The organism is Vibrio caribbeanicus ATCC BAA-2122, assembly GCF_000165125.1.
GTDB lineage: Bacteria > Pseudomonadota > Gammaproteobacteria > Enterobacterales > Vibrionaceae > Vibrio > Vibrio caribbeanicus.
Window position 1 is genome coordinate 89,112 of record NZ_AEIU01000002.1, and the last position, 20,673, is coordinate 109,784.

Genomic DNA, 20,673 nt, shown 5'->3' on the forward strand with positions numbered 1-20,673 from the left:
AGCTTACCGTATGTGAATAGACTATCCAAGTCTTTAACCTAAGAATAATTAAGGGAATACGCGTGGAAGTTCGACATAATTGGACGATCGAGCAGGTCCGTCAATTGATGCAAAAACCTTTTATGGACTTGTTATTTGAAGCGCAGCAAGTTCATAGAGCATATCAGCAGCACAATCACGTTCAGGTCAGCACATTGCTTTCAATTAAAACTGGAGCTTGCCCTGAAGATTGTAAATATTGTCCGCAAAGCGCACGTTACACGACAGACATTGAAAAAGAGCGCCTCATGGAAGTAGAACGTGTGCTCGATGCGGCAAAGAAAGCCAAAAGTGCAGGTTCGACTCGTTTTTGCATGGGTGCTGCATGGAAAAACCCCAAACAACGAGACATGCCTCACCTAACAGAAATGATCAAGGGCGTTAAAGGAATGGGACTTGAGACTTGTATGACACTCGGGATGTTAACACCCGAGCAAGCAAGGTCATTAGCCGACGCTGGCTTAGATTATTACAACCACAACCTTGACACTTCTCCTGAGTTTTACGGCAGTATTATTACGACTCGAACCTATCAAGATCGTTTGGATACGCTTGCTCATGTCCGTGATGCAGGTATGAAAATTTGCTCTGGTGGTATTATTGGAATGGGAGAAAGCACCAATGACAGAGCAGGGTTACTGGTCGAGCTTGCTAATCTTCCTACCCAACCGGAAAGTGTCCCTATTAATATGCTAGTAAAAGTGAAAGGAACACCACTAGAAAATGTCGATGATGTTGAGCCATTTGATTTTATTCGCCTCATTGCAATTGCTCGAATCATGATGCCAATGTCTGCTGTACGTTTATCAGCAGGGCGAGAGAATATGAATGAACAAATGCAAGCTCTATGCTTTATGGCTGGGGCTAACTCAGTCTTTTATGGCTGCAAGCTACTCACTACACCGAATCCTTCGGAAGACAAGGATATGCAGCTGTTCAATAAACTTGGAATCAATCATCAGCAAGTTTCACAAAAACCTGATGAAATAGAAGAAAACGACTTACTAGATCGGGTAGTTGAAAGGGTTGCCGCCAGACCAACACAAGAAGATTTATTTTACGATGCTAGCCTTTAATCAAAGGTTCAAGCAGGCAATTTCGGAGCGCAGGGATAGAGACCTATTGCGTAATGTGGTGCCGATAAAAGGTCGAAACGATCGATTATTTTCCCATTCTCAGCATTGTTATCTCAATTTTTCTAGCAATGATTATTTGGGTTTAGCCACCGACAAGACATTGATGAAAGAGTGGCAAAAGGGCATCGATCTATATGGAAATGGAAGTGGAGCATCTCCTCTAGTTACTGGATTTAGTCAGGCTCATCAAGAGTTAGAGCAATCTCTGTGTGAGTGGCTTGGATTTGAGCGAGCGTTATTTTTTTCTTCTGGATTCGCAGCCAATCAGGCAGTGCTTTTCACTTTGTTAGCGGAAAACGACTTGCTCGTACAAGACAAATTGAATCATGCCTCTCTTATCGAAGCAGGCCTACTTTCGCCCGCACAGATGAAACGATTTAAACATAATGATCTCTCACACCTCAAAACACTCCTAGATCGTGAGTGTATGGTGGTTACTGAAGGTGTTTTTAGTATGGATGGTGACCTTTCGCCACTGACTGAGATAAAGAGTCTCATGGCGCATCAGGGGCTTTTAGTTGTTGATGATGCTCATGGTATTGGTGTACTAGGAGAAGAGGGCAGAGGGAGCTGCAATTATGCCGGTGTCCAACCTGATATTTTGATCGTGACCTTTGGTAAAGCGTTGGGAGTTAGCGGAGCAGCAATATTATGTAATCAATTAATTGGCGAATACTTAACTCAGTTTGCAAAACATTATGTGTATTCAACAGCGCTACCTCCTGCTCAAGCTTTTGCCATATGTCGTTCCATCGATATGGTCAGAGAGCAATCTTGGCGGCGCGAAAAATTAGCTGAATTATCGTACTTATACCAAGTTAAACTCAGCGACTTTTGTGAGTCGATAAACACCCTTACTCCGATAAAACCACTTATTGTCGGGGAGACGGGGAGAGCACTTCACATCGCAGAGCAAATGAAAAAACAAGGTTTTTGGTTAACAGCGATTCGTCCACCGACAGTGGCGAAAGGCAGCGCTAGGCTGAGAGTAACCCTCACGGCAACACATACCAAAGATCAAATCACTGCCTTGACCAAAACACTCAAGTCAGTATTAAAGGACTCAAAATGAAAGGAAGAATTGCAGAGTATGAGCTTAGCAGTGCTAGCTGCAAAACTAGAATCTCCAATGCATTCAGTCGCGCGGCTAGTACTTATGACAATCACGCGTTACTTCAGCGCCAGGTTGGAGAAGCATTATTAGAAAAAATGCCAACAAATCTGGAGGGAGCCACTGTTCTAGATTTGGGATGTGGGACTGGTTATTTTTCTCTCAAACTGAAAGCGCGCGGTGCGAATGTCATTTGTGTCGATCTATCAGAGAAAATGCTTCTGAAAGCGACAGAGCGATGTGGTCATGAGGGAGTAGTTTACATACGAGCAGATGCAGAGAATTTACCTATTGCTTTCCATAGTGTTGATTTCATCTTTTCGAGTCTGGCGTTGCAATGGTGTGAAGATCTTTGCTTGGCTTTTAAAGAGTGTAAAAGAATTCTCAAGCACGATGGGCGTTGTTACTTTTCGACGTTACTTGATGGCACTTTGCACGAGTTAAAATCCGCGTGGGAAACTATTGACCTTAACCGACATGTTAATGAGTTTCTAAAAGAAGAAGATCTAAACCTTGGGTTAGAGAGGGCTAATTGTAAGATATACAATCTGGATTTACCCGTGAACAAGTTATGGTATGACAGTTCTATTGAACTTTTAAAAGATTTAAAAGGCATCGGTGCAACTCATGTGAGCGGGAAAGCAACGGGTCTGACAAAGAAAGCCATGTTAGAGGGGCTAGAAGAAGCTTATCAGGTTTTTCGCGACAATAATGGTAAATTGCCTGCAACTTATCGTGTTTGCATTGGGGAGATTCAGTAATGGCAAAGAAATTCTTTATTGCTGGAACGGACACAGATGTGGGTAAAACCGTGGCTTCTATAGCATTGCTGACTTGGTTAAATAGTCGTGGGTATCGTACTGTGGGCTATAAGCCAGTTGCAGCGGGTTGTGAGATGAAGTCAGGGAGTTTGAGAAACTCCGATGCTAATTATTTGCAGAAATTTTCCAGTGTTAAGTTAGCTTATGAAAATATAAATCCTTATCCACTTAAACTTGCCGCCTCTCCCCATATTGCTGCGAAGTCCGATAACGTAAATATCAGTTTTGATCTGATTAATCAGAAGCTGGCTGAAAATGAGCGTAATACAGATATGGTGTTAATCGAAGGAGCAGGAGGATGGCGCGTGCCCATATCAGAAACAATTTATCTGTCTGATTGGGTTAAGTTGGAAAAAATTCCAGTGATACTTGTGGTGGGCATCAAATTGGGGTGTCTAAATCATGCTGTACTCTCGGCAGATGCGATTCGTTCTGACGGAGTCGATATTGTAGGATGGGTAGCAAACCAACTGAAACCAGACACTGAGCACTATGCTGAAATGGTGACGATGTTAAGTGAAAAACTGGAGGCACCACTTTTAGGGGAGATCCCTTTTCTCAATGGGTCGGTGATGACAGAGGAACTCAGGAGCTACATTGACCTGACCTCGATATTATAAATATAAAAAAAGGGGCTTCGTGAGGGAAGCCCCTTTTTTCACCTTTCGGATTCTAGATTTGACAACTCTTTATGTGTTTCAATGACACATTTGTATTCATTATTTTCAGTTGATAATCCTAGATGTTGCTTTGCTTCATCTTCAGAAAGTCCTAGATGACAACGCAGCATATCAATAGCCATTTGATAGTCGTTAGTGTTTACCACGATTCTTATTCCCCATCCTTGGATAACGAACCAGACCAAATTATCATTTCTGTCGAATGACACAATACGACTAAAGTCTAAATTGATAGATTAATTGACAATTTTATGTGTTCGCTCGAATTTTCAACCTAAATATCTTGTCAATATTCAGTTAGTGAGTGCTAGAGGTTACATATGCCGCGGTAAGTAATTAAGGTTATACTAAAAAGACGGTCGATATATGCAACTTGAGACTGATTATCTTTATCATACCTAACCTTAATTTCTCGTCAAGCTTTGAATTTTTATTTAATCAGCGGCTGACTACAGAATAAATGAAGATGATGCATGCTTAACGTGGCTTCAAACTGTAACAGCATCCCTTAAGACTACTGCGTTAGACTCAGAAACTAAATGTTGCAATTTCTCCGCGAACCTTGTTTTTTGAATGGTTAGACTATATCTATATCAATGTATACCTCCAATTAAAGCTAGGTATATTTGAGTGACTTAAGTTTAAGTGTTTAGCGAAAGCCATCAGTGAAATGGTTAAATAGTGTTCCCTTATTGGAGAAATTTAATGAAGCGGGTGATGTTGTTCCTTATTACCAACCTAGCCGTTGTTTTGGTTTTAGGTGTTGTTTTAAATATCGTTTATGCAGTTACAGGCCTTCAGCCAGGTAGTTTATCTGGCCTGCTCGTTATGGCGGCGGTTTTTGGTTTTGGTGGATCCTTTATTTCACTGATGATGTCAAAAGGTATGGCATTGCGTTCAGTCGGTGGGATGGTTATTGAAAGTCCACGAAACGAGACGGAGCATTGGCTAATTGAGACGGTTGGCCGTCAATCCCAGCAGGCTGGTATAGGTATGCCGACTGTTGCGATTTATGATTCTGCCGATATTAATGCATTCGCAACAGGTGCTAAACGGGATGATTCTTTAGTCGCTGTCTCAACAGGTTTGTTACAAAATATGACTCGTGATGAGGCAGAAGCTGTCTTAGCCCACGAGGTAAGTCATATTGCCAATGGTGATATGGTAACCATGACGCTTCTTCAAGGTGTGGTTAATACCTTCGTTATTTTCCTTTCGCGCTTTATTGCCAATCTTGTGGCTTCCAACGATCGTGATGAGGAGGGAGGTTCCAATATGCTGGTCTACTTTGGCGTCAGTATTGTTCTTGAACTTGTCTTCGGTTTTTTAGCAAGCTTTATCACTATGTGGTACAGCAGGCATCGAGAGTTTCATGCAGATGCAGGCGCTGCCAGACTGGTCGGGAAGCACAAAATGATAGCAGCGCTTGAGCGTCTCAAAGTGAGTCATGAATCTCAATTAGAGGGCTCGATGATGGCTTTCGGAATCAACGGTAAAAAGTCGATGACCGAACTTTTGATGAGTCATCCTCCGCTAGATAAAAGAATAGAGGCATTGAAAAACTACCACTAAATTAGAAGGAATAGCTCGACCCAGAACGAGGGAATACCGAAGAATTGAAACTATAAAATAGTAACGTTAATCCCCGTTCTTTCTTGTGATCATCTAGTTATTAACACTTTTAATATGTTGAAAAGGCTTGGTTTATAACCAAGCTTTTTTTTTGATCGTATTAACATCTTTAGTCGTACAAAATGGCCAAACTTATACAAAAATTAGTTTGTACAACTTTTTTAAATCGTCTACATTTACTAAATCTTGTACAAAAATAAAAAATGTACAATTAGAGGTAAGGAAAAAGAATGGATGTCCAATCGGTTGGCGAGTTTTACCAACAGTTAAGTAAGTCAAACCTCCACCTGCTGTCTCAGGTCTATCATAGCGACGTCCTTTTCGAGGACGCAGCTCATCGTATCGAGGGCTTTGATGCTTTACACGAATACTTTGAAGCACTGTACGAAAATGTTAGACGGTGTGATTTTGAGATATCCGAAGCTCAGCAGACCGGAGACACTGGGTTTTTAATCTGGAAGATGTTTTTAGAGCACCCCAAGTTATCTAGGGGAAATACCGTTTTTGTTAATGGTGTTAGCCATCTAAAGTTTCACCAAGATAAAGTGATTTACCAGAGGGACTACTTCGACATGGGAGAAATGATATACGAAAACGTTCCACTACTCGGCGGGATCATAAGGACAATTAAGCAGAGGCTAGGGCAATGAAAACAGTATTGATCACTGGTGCCACCTCTGGTATCGGCCTTCAGTTAGCTAAAGATTACGCCGAAAGTGGTTGGAATGTTTACGCTTGTGGTAGAAATGAATCAGTTCTAGACGAGCTAGAAGCCGCACATTCAACTCTGCAAGGCGTTGCCTTTGATATCACTGATTTAGAGGCATCGATAAATGCTCTGTCTTCATTGGAAAAAACACCTGACGTATGGTTATTGAATGCCGGTGACTGTGAGTATATCGATGATGGCCGTATTGATGCGCCTCTCTTTAGGAGAATCTTTGACATCAATGTTATTGGGCTGGCTAATACCATTAATGCCTGCCAATCACAGTTCCAATCTGGTCAAGTTATAGCGATTGTTGGCTCTATAGCTAGCGAGGTTGCGCTTCCCCGAGCAGAAGCCTACGGCTCATCGAAAGCTGCTGTAAGCTACCTGGCAAGAACATTACAACTCGATCTGAAGGCCAAAGGTGTTCTTGTATCGGTTATTTACCCGGGCTTCGTTAAAACTCCTTTAACTGACAAAAACACATTTGAGATGCCGATGCTTGTATCTACACAAAGAGCATCGAGAGAGATTCGTGAGGGAATTGAGAAGCGTAAACAGCATATCTACTTCCCGAAAACCTTTACCACAATATTACGTTTAATCGGTTTACTTCCATATGGTTGGCAAAACCGGATCACTTCTAAACTAGTGTCACGAGGATAGGAACGTTACTATGAAAATAGCCATAATAGGGTCGGGAATATCGGGTTTAACTTGCGGTTATCACTTGCATCGCGAGCATGATATCACTCTATATGAAGCCAATGACTACGTAGGTGGGCATACTGCCACTATTGATGTTGAACTTAACAATAAGAGTTATGCGGTGGATACCGGGTTTATTGTATACAACGATAGAACCTATCCTAACTTTATGGCGCTCATGACTGAGATAGGAGTCAAAGGTACGCCAAGTGAGATGAGTTTTAGTGTTAGGAATGATTCAAACGGTTTGGAGTACAACGGTCATACTGTCACAACGTTGTTTGCTCAAAAGAGAAATTGGTTCAATCCAAAGTTTTATCGTTTTATTTTTGAGATTTTACGCTTCAATAAGCAAGTAAAACAAGTTGCAAGCCAGCCCATAAAGGGGCAGGAAACGCTAGGTGAGTTTCTCGAAACCAACAACTTTAGCGAATTTTTCTGTGATAATTATATATTGCCGATGGGCGCTGCTATATGGTCCTCTACACTCGCAGACATGCGAGCGTTTCCTTTATATTTTTTTGCTCGCTTTTTCCTCAACCATGGATTGCTGGATGTAACAAATCGTCCACAGTGGTACGTTATCAATGGTGGTTCAAGAGAGTATATTACCCCTCTCACAGAAGGATTTTCCGGACAGATCCGCCTCAATAGCCCTGTCGAATCTGTTGTTCGCGATGAACATGGGGCTAGTATTCTCTGCAACGGCAATCTTGAGCGCTATGATCAGGTTATCTTTGCATGCCACAGCGATCAGGTCGCTCAGATATTGATAGACGCATCAGCTACAGAATCATCTATTTTGAAGGATTTAGCCTATCAAGCAAATGACGTTATTCTTCATACAGATACCAGTTTATTGCCAAAGAGAAAAGCTGCATGGGCTTCGTGGAATTATTGGCTCGATGGTAGCAGTGCACAAGAGACGCGCGCGCCTACGCTAACTTACAACATGAACATACTTCAACACATTGATGCACCGGAAACGTTTTGTGTTTCTTTGAACAGTAGCCAACGTATTGATGATGATAAAGTTATCCGTAGATTTGTCTATCATCACCCTGTATTCAACCAAACTACGATTGATGCTCAAGGACGAAGAGAGGAAATAAGCGGTCAAAATCGCGTTTGGTTCTGCGGTGCTTATTGGTATAACGGTTTTCATGAAGATGGTGTTAGGAGTGCCTTAGATGTCGTAAGGGGCATTCAAGAAGTCGATGATATCGAAGTTTCTAGGGGAGCGGCATAAGATGTCTGGTTCAAACAGTTGCTTAATGTCAGGTAATGTAAGGCATCGCCGGTTCACGCCAGTAACTCATGCATTGAACTACCAGCTTTTTATGCCTTGTATTGATTTGGATGAAATCGTATCACTCGAGAAATCAGTCTTTTGTTTTGGCCGTAAGTGGTGGCATTGGGCTAGGTTTCGTCGGGAGGACTACTTAGGTACAGGGGACATTAAACAGGCGGTATTCCAGAAGGTTAAAGAGTTAGGGGGGCATTGTTTTTCGGGTTCTGTTAGAGCAGTAGTACACCTCAGGTATTTCGGCATCTATTTTAGTCCGGTTAATTTTTACTATGTTTATGATGATGATGGCCAGTGGCGATATTTACTTGCAGAGGTTAGCAATACGCCATGGAACGAGCGTCATTATTATCTCTTAGACGCAACGGATACGTCATCTTGGCAACACAGTAAAGCGTTTCATGTTTCTCCTTTCAATCCCATAGAGCAGCGATATCAATGGCGTATCCATCCCATAGGTAAGCACCTCTCTTTGCATCTAGAGTGCCATAGAGAGACTAAAGAGTTTGATGCGACTCTTTCGATGAAGCGACACGCATTCAGTTCTGGAATACTGCTAAAACTTTTGATCACTACGCCAGTAATGGCGGTAAAAGTGACGGCAGGTATTTACTGGCATGCGCTTAAGCTATGGCTCAAAGGAGCGCCTTTTTATTCTCACCCCAAGTATCAAAAAACAGAATCACCGCAGCCCGAAAACAAGGCAAAATAATCAGGAGCGAATGACAATGATTGACTCACAAACGCTGACTTTATCAAAGCAGCTGACAGTATTACAAAAAGCAGCAAGAGAACTGGCTTTCTCTTGCCTCAACAAACTCAGTGTTGGTTCGTTAAAAGTAGTGGAATCATTCGAAGTAATGGCTCCTCAAACACATCAATTTTGGGGTACTCATTCTCGCGAAGGGCTCGAAGCAACGATAGAAATAAAGCACCCGGGCTTTTACTCACGTCTTTTAAAGGGGGGCAGTATAGCTGCAGGGGAGGCTTATATGGATGGATGGTGGGAGAGCCCCAATCTCACAGCTTTGATGGAGCTCATGGCAAGAAATATGGCTGCGTTGGACTCGATAGAGAGTCGTTCTGGAATACTATCTCGATACTCAAACCGTTTTACTCATTGGTTAAAGAGAAATACGTTAGTGAATTCTGCGCGAAATATCCAGGCTCACTACGATTTGAGTAACGCGCTTTATCAAACGTTCTTGGATGATCGGATGCTTTACTCATCGGGAATATTTGAAAATAGCGACGATACGTTAGAGCAGGCTCAAATTAATAAAATGGAGCGCCTGTGCCAACAATTAAAACTCACGTCCAATGATCGTGTTATTGAAATCGGCACGGGGTGGGGGGCCATGGCGGTATATATGGCTGAAAACTATGGTTGTCATGTAACTACTACCACCATATCAGAAGAACAACACCAACATACTGAAGAACTCATCAAGAAAAAAGGGTTAGAGGGACGTATTACCTTACTCAAACAAGACTACCGCTTACTGAAAGGAGAGTTTGATAAGCTAGTCTCTATCGAAATGATTGAGGCTGTTGGGAAACAGTTTTTAACCTCATATGTAGAAAAATGTCAGTCACTTCTCAAGTCTGGTGGTTTAATGGCGATCCAAGCCATTACCATTGCGGATCAACGATACGAATATTACAGCAATAACGTGGACTTTATCCAAAAATATATATTCCCTGGAGGCTTTTTACCATCAATTACGGCCCTTACACAAACAGCAACAAACCACAGTGATCTTGTATTGAGAGACCTCTATGATATAGGCCAAGATTATGCAGATACTTTACGACAGTGGTACTTACGTTTTAATCATGCTTTGGAAACTGTTGAGAGCATAGGGTTTGATGAGCGATTCACGAGGATGTGGAACTACTATTTTTGCTATTGTGAAGGTGGGTTCAGAGCAAGAACAATCAGCACTGTACATATGACTTTCCAGCGCCCTTAGTGTTATCAGAGGACGGATCATGAAGAAATTTATTGCCATATCTCTTTGGTTCCAAAGCTTATGGGTGTTGGCTGTTGTTGGAAATTATAACGCCCAGTATATCACTTTGGGTTTGGCGATTTTTACACTGTTACTGACCAAGGCCACTACTGATTTTCCATGGTTCAAATTCTTCTTTATTGCGACTCTTGGTATTTTGATTGACCACGTAAATATTCAATTGGGTATTTTAGATTTTCAGCAGTCGAGTTTACCCATTTGGCTCATTAGTCTGTGGCTGGTTTTTGTTTGGTACGCTTATTTTCTCTATCAAGTGATACAAGGTTATTCCTTTTTTCTTATTTCAACATGCGGGGCAGTAGGAGGGAGTATGAGTTATTTAGGTGGTGAAAAGCTGGGAGCGGTATCTTTTTCTGCGGATTTTAACATAGCGATGACGGCTTTGACGGTAGAGTGGTTCGTAATCGTTTATGTGTTACTCAAGGTTTTTAGCTATGAACGGCAAAACGTGGCGAGTTAGGGTCACTATTTTTTTTCTCAGTTTTTTCACTTCCAATGCTTTTTCGGTTTCTACAACGAGTAGTTGGCGTGAATGGCCCAAAGCAGGTAGTGCTGAGCTTAGCGTGTTGTTTTTTGATGTATATTCATCTGAACTTTACACGCCCGATGGTGATTATATTGTAGAAGATGATATTACACCTCACCCTTTGGCACTCTCCATCACTTATAAAAGGGATATTTCGAAAGCGGCGTTAGTCGAAGCGACCGTTGAGCAGTGGAACAAGCTTGGTTATGACCAAACGCTAATTCCCGGTTGGGAAGAGATCGTTACTAATATTTTCCCAGGCGTCAGTGAGGGGCACAATTTGACTTACGTTACGAATGGAGTGAAAGGTTCTTTTTTCTATTCTCCAGCAGAAAATGAACAGTCACGACTGATCGGCACAATAGAAGATGAAAAACTTAACGATGCGTTCTTGGCTATCTGGCTCTCACCTAAAACAGAGTATCCAAAATTAAGGAAAGGACTAATAGGGGATAGGAAATGATAAAAAGTTTGAAAATTTTGCTGTTCATGTCGGTGGTGCTATTTGCTGCAGGATGTAGCAATGACATCAGCCAGTACCAGAATTCCGAGCCCAAATTTAACTTATTTGAATATTTTGAGGGTGACAGTGCCGCTTGGGGAATGATTCAAGATTATACAGGGAAACAAACGCGGCGTTTTGAGGTGGCCATCACTGGTAAGGTTGATGGGGACACTTTAACTCTCGTCGAAGACTTTGTGTTCGATGATGGTGAAAAGACCCAGAGGGTTTGGACGATTATTCGCAATGGGAGCAACGAATACATAGGCAGTGCAGACGATATCATTGGAAAAGCTTATGGAAAAGAAGTGGGTAATGCGCTGCAGTGGAAGTATGATTTTGAGTTAGTTTATGAGGGAAGCCCAATTGTTGTTGCTTTTGATGATTGGCTCTACAGGCAAGATACAGATCATGTCTTTAACTTAACCAAAATTAAAAAATTTGGTGTTGAAGTGGGAGAAATTACGTTATTTTTTCAAAAGAGATAACCAGTGATAGGCACCCAAGTAAACTAGCATCTTGAAATCACTAGAGTAAAGAGGCTGACTGAGAGCGTCAGCCTCTTTTTAAATTATATTTTGTCTGTCAATGACACTGCTTCGCCGATATAATTCGCCGGTGTCATTTGTTGTAGCCGCTCTTTTTCATGTTGTGGAAGCTCAAGATTCTCAATGAAGTGATACATTGCCTCTCCATCTACTCGTTTACCTCGTGTCAACTCTTTCAATTTTTCATATGGCTTTTCAATACCATAACGACGCATAACCGTTTGAATCGGCTCAGCTAGCACTTCCCAATTTTGGTCAAGTTCTGCGAGTAGTGCTTCTCTATTTACTTCAAGCTTACTAATACCTTTTAGGGTTGAAGTATAGGCAATGATTGTATAACCAACACCAACACCAAGGTTCCTTAGAACGGTAGAGTCGGTGAGATCGCGTTGCCAGCGTGAGATAGGTAATTTCTGCGACAAATGGCTAAATACCGCATTGGCAAGCCCCAGGTTCCCTTCGGAGTTCTCAAAATCTATAGGGTTGACTTTATGAGGCATTGTTGATGAGCCAATCTCTCCAGCAATCGTCTTTTGTTTGAAATGTCCAAGTGCAATATAGCCCCAAATATCTCGATCGAAGTCAATTAAGATGGTGTTGAAGCGAGCTATCGCATCGAACAACTCAGCAATATAATCATGAGGTTCGATCTGAGTTGTATATGGGTTCCAAGAGACCTCAAGAGATTCGGTAATGAATTCTTTTGAGAATTGGTGCCAGTCTATTTGAGGGTACGCTGAAAGGTGAGCGTTATAATTACCGACAGCACCGTTTATTTTCGCTAAGATTTCGGTATTAGCTACTTGGTTATACTGTCTTTGCATCCTGTATACGACATTGGCCATTTCCTTACCCATTGTTGAGGGAGAGGCAGGCTGACCATGAGTACGAGATAGCAACGGAATATCGCGATATTCTTCTGCTAAAGACTTCAATGCATCAATAAGTTTGAGCATTTCAGGCAATATGACCGAGTCACGTGCTTCTTTCAGCATCAAAGCATGCGATGTATTGTTAATGTCTTCAGACGTACAAGCAAAATGAATAAATTCATTTACTGCGTGCAATTCTGGAACCTCTGCAACCTTTTCTTTTAAGAAATATTCAACAGCCTTAACATCATGGTTGGTAGTTCGTTCTATTTCTTTGATCCTATTGGCATCACTCTCAGAAAAGTTTTCCGCAAGGTCATTTAGAAAATCATTTGCTTGCCCACTAAAAGCTGGTACTTCAGTTATTTCAGCCGTTGCAGCCAGTTTTTGTAGCCAGCGGATCTCTACGATCGTACGGTACTTCAGCAAACCATATTCACTGAAAATTTCACGTAGAGTCGCCGTTTTACTTCCGTAACGACCATCAACTGGGGAAACAGCAGTCAGTGCTGACAGTTCCATAGTTCTTCTCCTGATATTGAGTAGTTGAATTTTTTGAGCTTTATACCAACTTAAGGTACGTTTGTCACTAGGCAAAGCAAACGTTTGCTTGTTCTTTATTTTGTTTTATCGAAATTCATTAATGACGTATAACCAAGTACCTTCAAGATGCTAGCTTCAGTAAGGTAACTCGTCTTGTTAGAGCGTGACACACCACCAATTTGAACGTCAAACAACTTGTTAAGAGCTGATTATTCAGCTGAGTTATTTTTCTTGAATTCAATACTGTCACATTGCTCTGAATCCTACATTTTGAAGCTACTTGGGTATAATATGGTTGCTGAAAGTACTAACTCCGAGCGAGTATCATACTTGCCTGATCAATCATTTTTTTACGCCCAAATATAAGATGTCGACGTTTGCCACCGACCTGGCGCCACAGTACTGCGCTTCTAATTCCAGATAGCAGTAAGGCTCTTACTTTTTGCTGATTAATCGATTGCTGCAATATGGCAGGTGTTCCAGCAATTTGGATTCGTGGTCCAATAGGACTGATAACATCAAGATAGATGCTAGCGAGATTACCGAGCATTTGTTCATCAAGTAGGTCGTAATGTTCGAGTTGACGTTCAATCATCTGAACTCTGTCGCCGAGTTGCGACATGGCATCTCTTCGTGAGTTCAACTTGCGCTCTAGTGCCAGTAAGCCGATAAGATAGCGAGTAATTTCGCTACCAGATGGGCTACCATCAATGCCTTTTGTTATGCATTCCAACCCAATTTTTAGATCAGATTCTTGTCCATAGACGCCAAGCGTATTTTGGGGGTTAAGATTCATTATGGCATTAATGGCAGTAGAAAAAGCGTCCGAATCACAAACACCATTTTTAGCGACGTTCTGGACGAGGACAACAGACTGACAGATGCCCGCAAAAGCAATAGTACGATCGTAAAGTGTATTGGACACTTTATATACTCCTGAATAAAAACTAAATTAGAGACGCTCTTCGATGATGCCACCACCAAGGCAGACGTCACCTTGATAAAAAACAGCTGACTGACCCGGTGTAACAGCAACCTGAGGATTATCAAAAATAACTTTTATCGATCCATTATCAATGGGAACAATAGTGCATGGAATATCATTTTGGCGATAACGTGTTTTTACGCTGCATTTTATTTCTGAAACAAGAGGAGAACGGTCCACCCAATGCAATTGAGAGGCGATCAATCCTTCCGACTTGAGCAACGGGTGGTCTGCACCCTGTACAGCAATTAAAACGTTACGCTTGAGATCTTTATCGGCAACATACCAAGGTTCTTCGTTACCCCCTCCACCTTTTTGGCCACCGATGTGGAGCCCTTTTCTCTGACCCAATGTATGATACATAAGGCCCTGATGTTCACCAATTTCTTTACCTTCCGGAGTTTCAATTTTTCCTGGCTGAGCGGGTAGGTATTTTGATAGAAAATCGGTAAATTTACGTTCACCGATAAAACAAATTCCCGTCGAATCTTTTTTCTTAGCTGTTATCAAGCCTTGTTCTTCGGCAATACGGCGAACCTCTGGTTTCTCAAGTTCACCTACAGGAAAAAGACTACGGCCAATTTGTTCATGGCTAAGGGTGTATAGGAAATAACTCTGATCTTTATTACCGTCTAGTCCTCGCAACATCTGAGGTTTCTGATCTGACTCGATACAGGAACGTCTAACGTAATGTCCCATTGCAATATAATCGGCTTCTAGGACATCATCTGCAAAGTCTAGGAATGCTTTAAATTTTATCTCTTTGTTACAGAGGATATCTGGGTTTGGTGTTCTACCTGCTTTATACTCTGCAAGAAAATACTCGAAGACATTATCCCAGTACTCAGCAGCAAAATTAATGGTGTGTAGGTGTATTCCGAGTTTATCGCAAACAGCTTGGGCATCAGCTAGATCTTCTGCTGCTGTACAGTAATCTTCATTGTCGTCTTCTTCCCAGTTTTTCATGAAAAGCCCCTCTACTTGATAGCCTTGTTGCTTAAGTAGATAGGCAGAGACAGATGAATCAACACCGCCAGACATACCGACGATGACCTTTTTTTTACTGTTTTCGGACATTGTGAAATACCACTGAATTTAACTAGAAGAAGATTTTATCAGAAAGGTTCGATTGGGGACAGATCAGAGACGAGAATGACAAATCATTTTTATCTGTTCACGTGGAGGTGCTTGTCATCTAGAGAAATTTCTTCTTAAACTCAACACTGTGGAATCGTTTAGGATCTTGTATCATGAAGTCATTTGGTTGTATACCCAAGTAACCTCAAGATGCTAGATTCAGCGAGAATGACTTGCTTGACAGGCAAGGCAACGATTTGAAAATCTAGTCATCTAAATTGAAAATCGGTAACGACGCATGTAAAGCAAGACAACTCGCCCTTTGGGAGCGTGCCACAGCGCCGATTTCATCGTCAAATAACTTGGTAAGAGTCGACTATTTCGCTGCGTTATTTTCCTTGAACTCAACACTGTGGCATCGCTCTGAATCCTGCATTTTGAAGTCACTTGGGTATATTGAGAATATAACCGAAAAAAACACGGGAAATATTGTCAAAAGAGAAAATATCTTCTTAGATAATTTTGATGTAATATTGAACCTTATTATTAATAAAGAAGAACTTATTAAAAGTGACTGAAAATCAAACTACAAAAGAAAGCCAATTAATTGAAATTATTGAAAATCAAATAGAAGATAGCAATCCAGCTATTGTTAAAGAAACACTAATAAGACTGATGATGTCAGGAAGTTCAAGGCAAGATACGATTGAAATGATGGCTTGTGCTCTAAGTCTTGAAGTTTATGATATTGCTGAAAATGATAATAAGTTCAACTTGAAACGTTACACAAATAATTTGCGGTGTCTTCCAGACTTAGGTTTTATGGAGGAGTGAGAAATGTGAATACACATTATTCGTACTAATATTCACCTGGGTACATATGTTTTTTTTGTGTTTTTTATGTATTCAGAGTATTAGGCATGATATTAAATTGTAAAAATCATTTAATTATTTAACAGAGCAAACGTTTGCTAATGTTTCAGTATATTGCTCAGTTTAGTTGCGCGTTGTAAAATCTCGCGCTCTTTCATCCCACTTAGAATATCGACATATATGAAATTTCCAGGTCAACGTAAGTCTAAACACTATTTTCCTGTCCACGCACGCGATCCGTTAGTGAGTCAATCTCAAGAAAGTAAAATTATGTCGCGGACACACATTATCGGCATTGACCAAACTTTGGTTGATATTGAAGCGAACGTTAGTAGTGAACTGATTTCGAAATATGATTTAAGTAAAGGACACAGTTTAGTTATTGACGATGAGAAAGCTGAATCCTTATATACTGAGTTGAAAGAAAATGGGTTGATCACTAATGAATATGCGGGTGGAACAATAGGAAATACTTTGCACAATTATTCTGTTTTAGCCGATGACCGTTCGACTCTTTTGGGTGTCATGAGCCAAGATATTAAAATCGGGAGCTATGGGTATCGTTACCTTTGTAACACTTCTAGTCGAATGGATCTTAATCACCTCCAAGGTGTCGATGGTGCTATAGGCCGTTGTTTTGCTTTGATTACAGAAGACGGTGAGCGAACCTTTGCCATTAGCGAAGGACAGATGAATCAATTGAACCCGGGTAGTATACCTGAACAAATTTTTGCTAATGCATCGGCTCTGGTTCTAACCGCATATCTTGTTCGATGTAAGGAAGGCGACCCAATGCCTGAAGCAACCATGAAGGCAATTGAGTTCGCGAAAAAGTACCAAGTTCCCGTGGTTCTGACCCTTGGAACCAAGTTTGTCATACAAGACGATCCAAAATTTTGGCAGGAATTTTTGGATGAACACGTTAGTGTTGTTGCTATGAATGAAGATGAAGCTGAAGCACTTACTGGCGAAACTGACCCGTTAGCTGCTGCCGACAAAGCGCTAGAATGGGTAGACCTCGTATTATGTACTTCTGGCCCCGTTGGCTTGTTTATGGCAGGTTTTACGGAAGAATCTACAAAACGAGAAACTTCTTTACCTTTATTACCTGGAAGTATCGCGGAATTTAATCGTTATGAGTTCAGTAGACCTGCAAGTAAAGGTCTGTGCGAAAATCCTATCAAAGTATACTCTCATATTTCTCCATATATGGGGGGGCCGGAAAAAATCAAAAATACCAACGGTGCGGGTGATGCTGCATTGTCAGCTTTATTACATGATATGGCGGCGAATAAATACCATAAGGAAAATGTTCCTAACTCTAGTAAACACGCACACCCATTTCTAACTTATTCGTCATTTTCTCAAGTATGCAAATATTCCAATCGAGCAAGCTATGAAGTTTTAGCTCAGCACTCCCCACGTCTGTCTCGTGGGCTTCCTGAAAGAGAAGATAGTCTAGAAGAAGCTTATTGGGAACGCTAAATTTTAGTTAGATTTATAAATTTAAATGAATTTTAGTTTTTTGTTTCAGGTTAAATATAAAAAAAGCGCTCGTTTAGAGCGCTTTTTTATGTTCATGATAAATAGAAACTAGATTAAGAAACTGTCTAATTTTTTGCCTTTATCTAGTTGCTCTTGAATTGCAGAAGGTGTGCGGCCTTGTCCTGTCCATGTCTTCTCTTCGCCTGATGCATCAACGTACTTATATTTTGCAGGGCGAGGGGCACGTTTTGATTTACCCTTACCTTTTTTGTTTTCGCCGGCTAGCGCGCTAATAAGAGCTTCTACATCAATACCGTCTTGAGAGATTTGTTGCGCGATGGCAGCCAATTTTGCTTCTTGTTCTGCTTGAGCAGCCATATCGGCTTCTTCAGCTTCTCTGCGCTCCTCTACAACTGTTGTCATTTTATCTAAAGCTTCTTCAAGCTGCTCTAGAGTTAACTCGCGTGCGAAAACACGTAGGCTACGAATATTTAATAGGGTCTTAGTTAATTCCGACATATTTCCATCTCTTCATATATTAAGTTTGCGTTATAAGAATAATAAACCCGGAATTATGATATTACAATCAAACTAACATAAATTTACATAAAATATTTATATACTGACAATATTCGGTCTTATTGAACTATCACTCATGCAATTTAATTAATCAATTTGCATAAAACAGATAGATGACTCTCATATTATTATTAATGAAATAGTTTCATATCAAATGTTAATTAAATTTTGTTTTATCGATAAACAAGAAAACCATTCTTACGTAAAAATAGGAGTTTTGTATCAAACAAAAATGTAATTCTTATGAAATAATAATAGTAAGCATCATCAAAACTAACGATAAAAGTGATACTGTGAAATTTCCCCGAGTAAATATTTTTATGTCTATAAATAAGAAACTAAGTAAGTATTTATCTTGATATTTATCATTATATTACTATAAATGATTATGTTTTATACTATAAAAAATCTGAAGTATTCTATTGAAAGTACAGTCCAAATACGTACAATACACCAACCTAATGCGGGAATTAAGTTATAAAGTTGTTAACCAAGCGCTGATTGGTGACACTGCATTTTTCTCGCGGTAGAGGTGCGAAATAAATGAGTATGTATTGTTAGGGTGATGCCAAAGAGCAGTATAGAAAGGTTATTTTGCCGAAGCGGCTTAATCTCATCATGGAAAGTCGTTGGGGTTAGACTCGACAAGGGCTAACACTGCCATAGTTTATAAATTGTTACACTATGGAGCGCTACTGTAGGGTTGGAGAGTATGTTCTTCAACATCATTAAACACACACAAATGTAAATAAACTCTATCTACATTCGTCTGCAGTAGATCTCTAACCACTTACTAATGGTTTCTGAAGATCATGAATTTAATCGATTTTGCACAATCCCCGTTATCCCTTTTGCCTCCGCTCATTGCGTTGAGTCTAGCTATTATCACACGCAGAGTATTGTTGTCCCTAGGTGTTGGTATCGTTTTGGGAGCATTTTTACTCAACCAATACTCTCCAATTGATACACTCAAATACACGGGCTCTCAGGTCTCGAGCGTCTTTATCGAAGATGGGGGCATAAACACTTGGAATATGAGTATTGTTGGTTTCCTTGTGTTGTTGGGAATGATGACGGCTTTACTGACACTCTCAGGTGGAACTAGAGCGTTTGCAGAGTGGGCACAGTGTCGAGTAAAGAGTAAAAGAGGCTCAAAGCTTCTCGCTGCTTTTTTAGGTGTGTTTATTTTTGTTGACGACTATTTTAATAGTTTAGCGGTAGGGGCAATATCACGTCCGGTAACTGACAGGTTCTATGTTTCGCGAGCAAAGCTCGCCTATGTTCTCGACTCTACTGCAGCTCCTATGTGTGTCATCATGCCAGCTTCTAGCTGGGGAGCATATATTATGACCATAATCGGCGGGATTTTAGTATCACACGGTATTACGGAGTATTCAGCCCTTGGTGCTTACGTCAGGCTTATCCCTATGAATTTCTACGCAATCTTTGCGCTTCTAATGGTTTTCGCTGTTGCTTGGTTTGGTCTTGATGTTGGCAAAATGCGTGATCATGAAATTGCAGCATCTCGTGGAGAAGGTTTCAATCAAAAACACCCAGAAGAGTTTGAGCAGGCAAGAGACCTTAATGAAGAATTAGATATCCGGGAAAGTGATGCGGGAAAGGTCTCTGATCTGATTTTACCTATCGTTATGCTAATCATTGCAATGGTTGTATCTATGCTTTACACAGGTGGACTAGCCTTAAACGAAAATGGCAAAGAGTTTACCCTTTTAGGAGCTTTTGAAAACACAGATGTTGGAACCTCTCTCATATATGGTGGTTTAGTTGGCCTAGCCATTGCGCTAATAACGGTGGTCAAACAGAAAATTGCTCTTAAGGAAGTTGGACGTACATTGTGGATCGGTGCCAAGTCGATGTTCGGGGCGATCTTAATTCTTATCTTTGCTTGGACTATCGGATCTGTCATTGGTGATATGAATACTGGTAAATATCTCTCCACACTTGCGCATGGAAATATTTCCCCTCAGTGGTTGCCTGTCATACTGTTTCTTTTGTCTGGTTTAATGGCATTCTCTACCGGTACATCATGGGGCACTTTTGGTATTATGTTACCAATTGCCGGTGATATGGCTGGCGCAACAGATTTGGCACTTATTTTACCTATGCTGAGTGCTGTGCTTGCTGGGTCTGTATTCGGTGATCATTGTTCACCAATTTCTGATACAACTATTTTGTCATCGACAGGCGCTCGTTGTGACCATATTGACCACGTAGCAACGCAATTGCCTTACTCATTATCGGTCGCTTTGATTTCATGCTGTGGCTTTATTACGCTTGGGTTGACCTCTTCAGTCGGCGCTGCGTTATTGATATCAGCCATCGCATTTATTGTTGTATGTTTTGCCATGTCATTTATGTCAAAATCAAAAATAACCCGATGTGAAGTTAAATGAATATCGCTCGATTGAGATTTTGAGGGGGCTAATAGCCCCCTTTTTATTTGTATATAACAAAAATTAAAAATGTTGCATTTAAGGGTTGAATTAT

22 protein-coding genes and 1 riboswitch are annotated in these 20,673 nt (G+C 40.8%); of the genes, 17 read left to right on the plus strand and 5 right to left on the minus strand.

Annotated features, from left to right (window positions below; genetic code table 11):
• The first annotated feature begins 62 nt into the window (after positions 1 to 62).
• Genes bioB through bioD form a run of 4 tightly spaced genes read left to right on the plus strand, consistent with a single transcriptional unit; the run spans position 63 to position 3,727 of the window.
• The gene (gene bioB, locus RH40_RS00395; protein WP_009599249.1) at positions 63 to 1,115 is read left to right on the plus strand and encodes a biotin synthase BioB; all 1,053 of its coding nucleotides are present in this window, start codon (positions 63 to 65) and stop codon (positions 1,113 to 1,115) included.
• A complete protein-coding gene (gene bioF, locus RH40_RS00400; protein WP_009599250.1) occupies positions 1,102 to 2,247 on the plus strand; it encodes an 8-amino-7-oxononanoate synthase in 1,146 nt (381 codons plus the stop codon). Before bioB ends, bioF begins: the two co-directional genes overlap by 14 nt.
• Complete coding sequence (gene bioC / locus RH40_RS00405; protein ID WP_009599251.1) at positions 2,244 to 3,047, plus strand: malonyl-ACP O-methyltransferase BioC; 804 nt, start codon at positions 2,244 to 2,246, stop codon at positions 3,045 to 3,047. The genes bioF and bioC overlap by 4 nt, the downstream gene beginning before the upstream one ends.
• Entirely contained in the window at positions 3,047 to 3,727 is a 681-nt protein-coding gene (gene bioD / locus RH40_RS00410) for a dethiobiotin synthase (protein WP_009599252.1), read from the plus strand. Before bioC ends, bioD begins: the two co-directional genes overlap by 1 nt.
• Before the next feature lie 38 nt (positions 3,728 to 3,765).
• Here the strand turns inward: bioD and RH40_RS20875 are convergent, their stop codons facing one another.
• Complete coding sequence (locus RH40_RS20875; protein ID WP_009599253.1) at positions 3,766 to 3,933, minus strand: hypothetical protein; 168 nt, start codon at positions 3,931 to 3,933, stop codon at positions 3,766 to 3,768.
• A 559-nt stretch (positions 3,934 to 4,492) separates the two neighbouring features.
• Here RH40_RS20875 and htpX point away from each other — a divergent pair.
• From htpX to RH40_RS00455, 9 genes are all read left to right on the plus strand, one after another.
• A complete protein-coding gene (gene htpX / locus RH40_RS00415; protein WP_009599254.1) occupies positions 4,493 to 5,359 on the plus strand; it encodes a protease HtpX in 867 nt (288 codons plus the stop codon).
• A gap of 290 nt (positions 5,360 to 5,649) precedes the next feature.
• On the plus strand, positions 5,650 to 6,069 hold the full coding sequence (locus RH40_RS00420) for a nuclear transport factor 2 family protein (protein WP_009599255.1): 420 nt from the start codon (positions 5,650 to 5,652) through the stop codon (positions 6,067 to 6,069).
• Entirely contained in the window at positions 6,066 to 6,794 is a 729-nt protein-coding gene (locus RH40_RS00425) for an SDR family NAD(P)-dependent oxidoreductase (RefSeq protein ID WP_009599256.1), read from the plus strand. The genes RH40_RS00420 and RH40_RS00425 overlap by 4 nt, the downstream gene beginning before the upstream one ends.
• A 10-nt stretch (positions 6,795 to 6,804) precedes the next feature.
• Complete coding sequence (locus RH40_RS00430; protein WP_009599257.1) at positions 6,805 to 8,085, plus strand: NAD(P)/FAD-dependent oxidoreductase; 1,281 nt, start codon at positions 6,805 to 6,807, stop codon at positions 8,083 to 8,085.
• 1 nt (position 8,086) lies between these two features.
• Positions 8,087 to 8,854, plus strand: a complete 768-nt coding sequence (locus RH40_RS00435) for a DUF1365 domain-containing protein (RefSeq protein WP_009599258.1) — start codon at positions 8,087 to 8,089, stop codon at positions 8,852 to 8,854.
• A 16-nt stretch (positions 8,855 to 8,870) separates the two neighbouring features.
• Positions 8,871 to 10,115, plus strand: a complete 1,245-nt coding sequence (locus RH40_RS00440) for an SAM-dependent methyltransferase (RefSeq protein ID WP_009599259.1) — start codon at positions 8,871 to 8,873, stop codon at positions 10,113 to 10,115.
• A gap of 19 nt (positions 10,116 to 10,134) precedes the next feature.
• Positions 10,135 to 10,635: a DUF2878 domain-containing protein gene (locus tag RH40_RS00445; RefSeq protein ID WP_009599260.1), complete on the plus strand. Its 501-nt coding sequence runs from the start codon at positions 10,135 to 10,137 to the stop codon at positions 10,633 to 10,635.
• The gene (locus RH40_RS00450; RefSeq protein ID WP_009599261.1) at positions 10,610 to 11,164 is read left to right on the plus strand and encodes a chalcone isomerase family protein; all 555 of its coding nucleotides are present in this window, start codon (positions 10,610 to 10,612) and stop codon (positions 11,162 to 11,164) included. The genes RH40_RS00445 and RH40_RS00450 overlap by 26 nt, the downstream gene beginning before the upstream one ends.
• Positions 11,161 to 11,691, plus strand: coding sequence for a DUF3833 domain-containing protein (locus RH40_RS00455; protein WP_009599262.1), 531 nt, complete (start codon positions 11,161 to 11,163; stop codon positions 11,689 to 11,691). The genes RH40_RS00450 and RH40_RS00455 overlap by 4 nt, the downstream gene beginning before the upstream one ends.
• An 83-nt stretch (positions 11,692 to 11,774) precedes the next feature.
• On the opposite strand, the gene purB is transcribed toward RH40_RS00455, so the two are convergent.
• The 3 genes from purB to mnmA all read right to left on the minus strand — a co-directional run bounded on the left by purB (position 11,775) and on the right by mnmA (position 15,228).
• Positions 11,775 to 13,145 carry an adenylosuccinate lyase gene (gene purB, locus RH40_RS00460; RefSeq protein WP_009599263.1) on the minus strand — a complete coding sequence of 457 codons (1,371 nt, stop codon included), beginning with the start codon at positions 13,143 to 13,145 and terminating at the stop codon, positions 11,775 to 11,777.
• 328 nt (positions 13,146 to 13,473) lie between these two features.
• Entirely contained in the window at positions 13,474 to 14,091 is a 618-nt protein-coding gene (hflD, locus tag RH40_RS00465) for a high frequency lysogenization protein HflD (RefSeq protein ID WP_009599264.1), read from the minus strand.
• A 27-nt stretch (positions 14,092 to 14,118) separates the two neighbouring features.
• Positions 14,119 to 15,228 (minus strand): tRNA 2-thiouridine(34) synthase MnmA, encoded by a 1,110-nt coding sequence (mnmA, locus tag RH40_RS00470; RefSeq protein ID WP_009599265.1) that lies wholly within the window; start codon positions 15,226 to 15,228, stop codon positions 14,119 to 14,121.
• Between the two features lie 278 nt (positions 15,229 to 15,506).
• Between mnmA and RH40_RS00475 the strand changes: the two genes are divergently transcribed.
• From RH40_RS00475 to RH40_RS00485, 3 genes are all read left to right on the plus strand, one after another.
• Positions 15,507 to 15,806: a hypothetical protein gene (locus RH40_RS00475; protein ID WP_009599266.1), complete on the plus strand. Its 300-nt coding sequence runs from the start codon at positions 15,507 to 15,509 to the stop codon at positions 15,804 to 15,806.
• Positions 15,799 to 16,062 (plus strand): hypothetical protein, encoded by a 264-nt coding sequence (locus RH40_RS00480; RefSeq protein WP_009599267.1) that lies wholly within the window; start codon positions 15,799 to 15,801, stop codon positions 16,060 to 16,062. Before RH40_RS00475 ends, RH40_RS00480 begins: the two co-directional genes overlap by 8 nt.
• Before the next feature lie 219 nt (positions 16,063 to 16,281).
• Entirely contained in the window at positions 16,282 to 17,586 is a 1,305-nt protein-coding gene (locus RH40_RS00485) for an inosine/guanosine kinase (RefSeq protein WP_009599268.1), read from the plus strand.
• Positions 17,587 to 17,694: 108 nt separating this feature from the next.
• Here the strand turns inward: RH40_RS00485 and RH40_RS00490 are convergent, their stop codons facing one another.
• Positions 17,695 to 18,105, minus strand: coding sequence for an H-NS family histone-like protein (locus RH40_RS00490; RefSeq protein ID WP_009599269.1), 411 nt, complete (start codon positions 18,103 to 18,105; stop codon positions 17,695 to 17,697).
• A gap of 579 nt (positions 18,106 to 18,684) precedes the next feature.
• Positions 18,685 to 18,868, plus strand: a riboswitch (Lysine riboswitch).
• A 109-nt stretch (positions 18,869 to 18,977) separates the two neighbouring features.
• Here RH40_RS00490 and RH40_RS00495 point away from each other — a divergent pair.
• Positions 18,978 to 20,579, plus strand: coding sequence for a Na+/H+ antiporter NhaC family protein (locus RH40_RS00495; protein WP_009599270.1), 1,602 nt, complete (start codon positions 18,978 to 18,980; stop codon positions 20,577 to 20,579).
• Positions 20,580 to 20,673 lie beyond the last annotated feature (94 nt).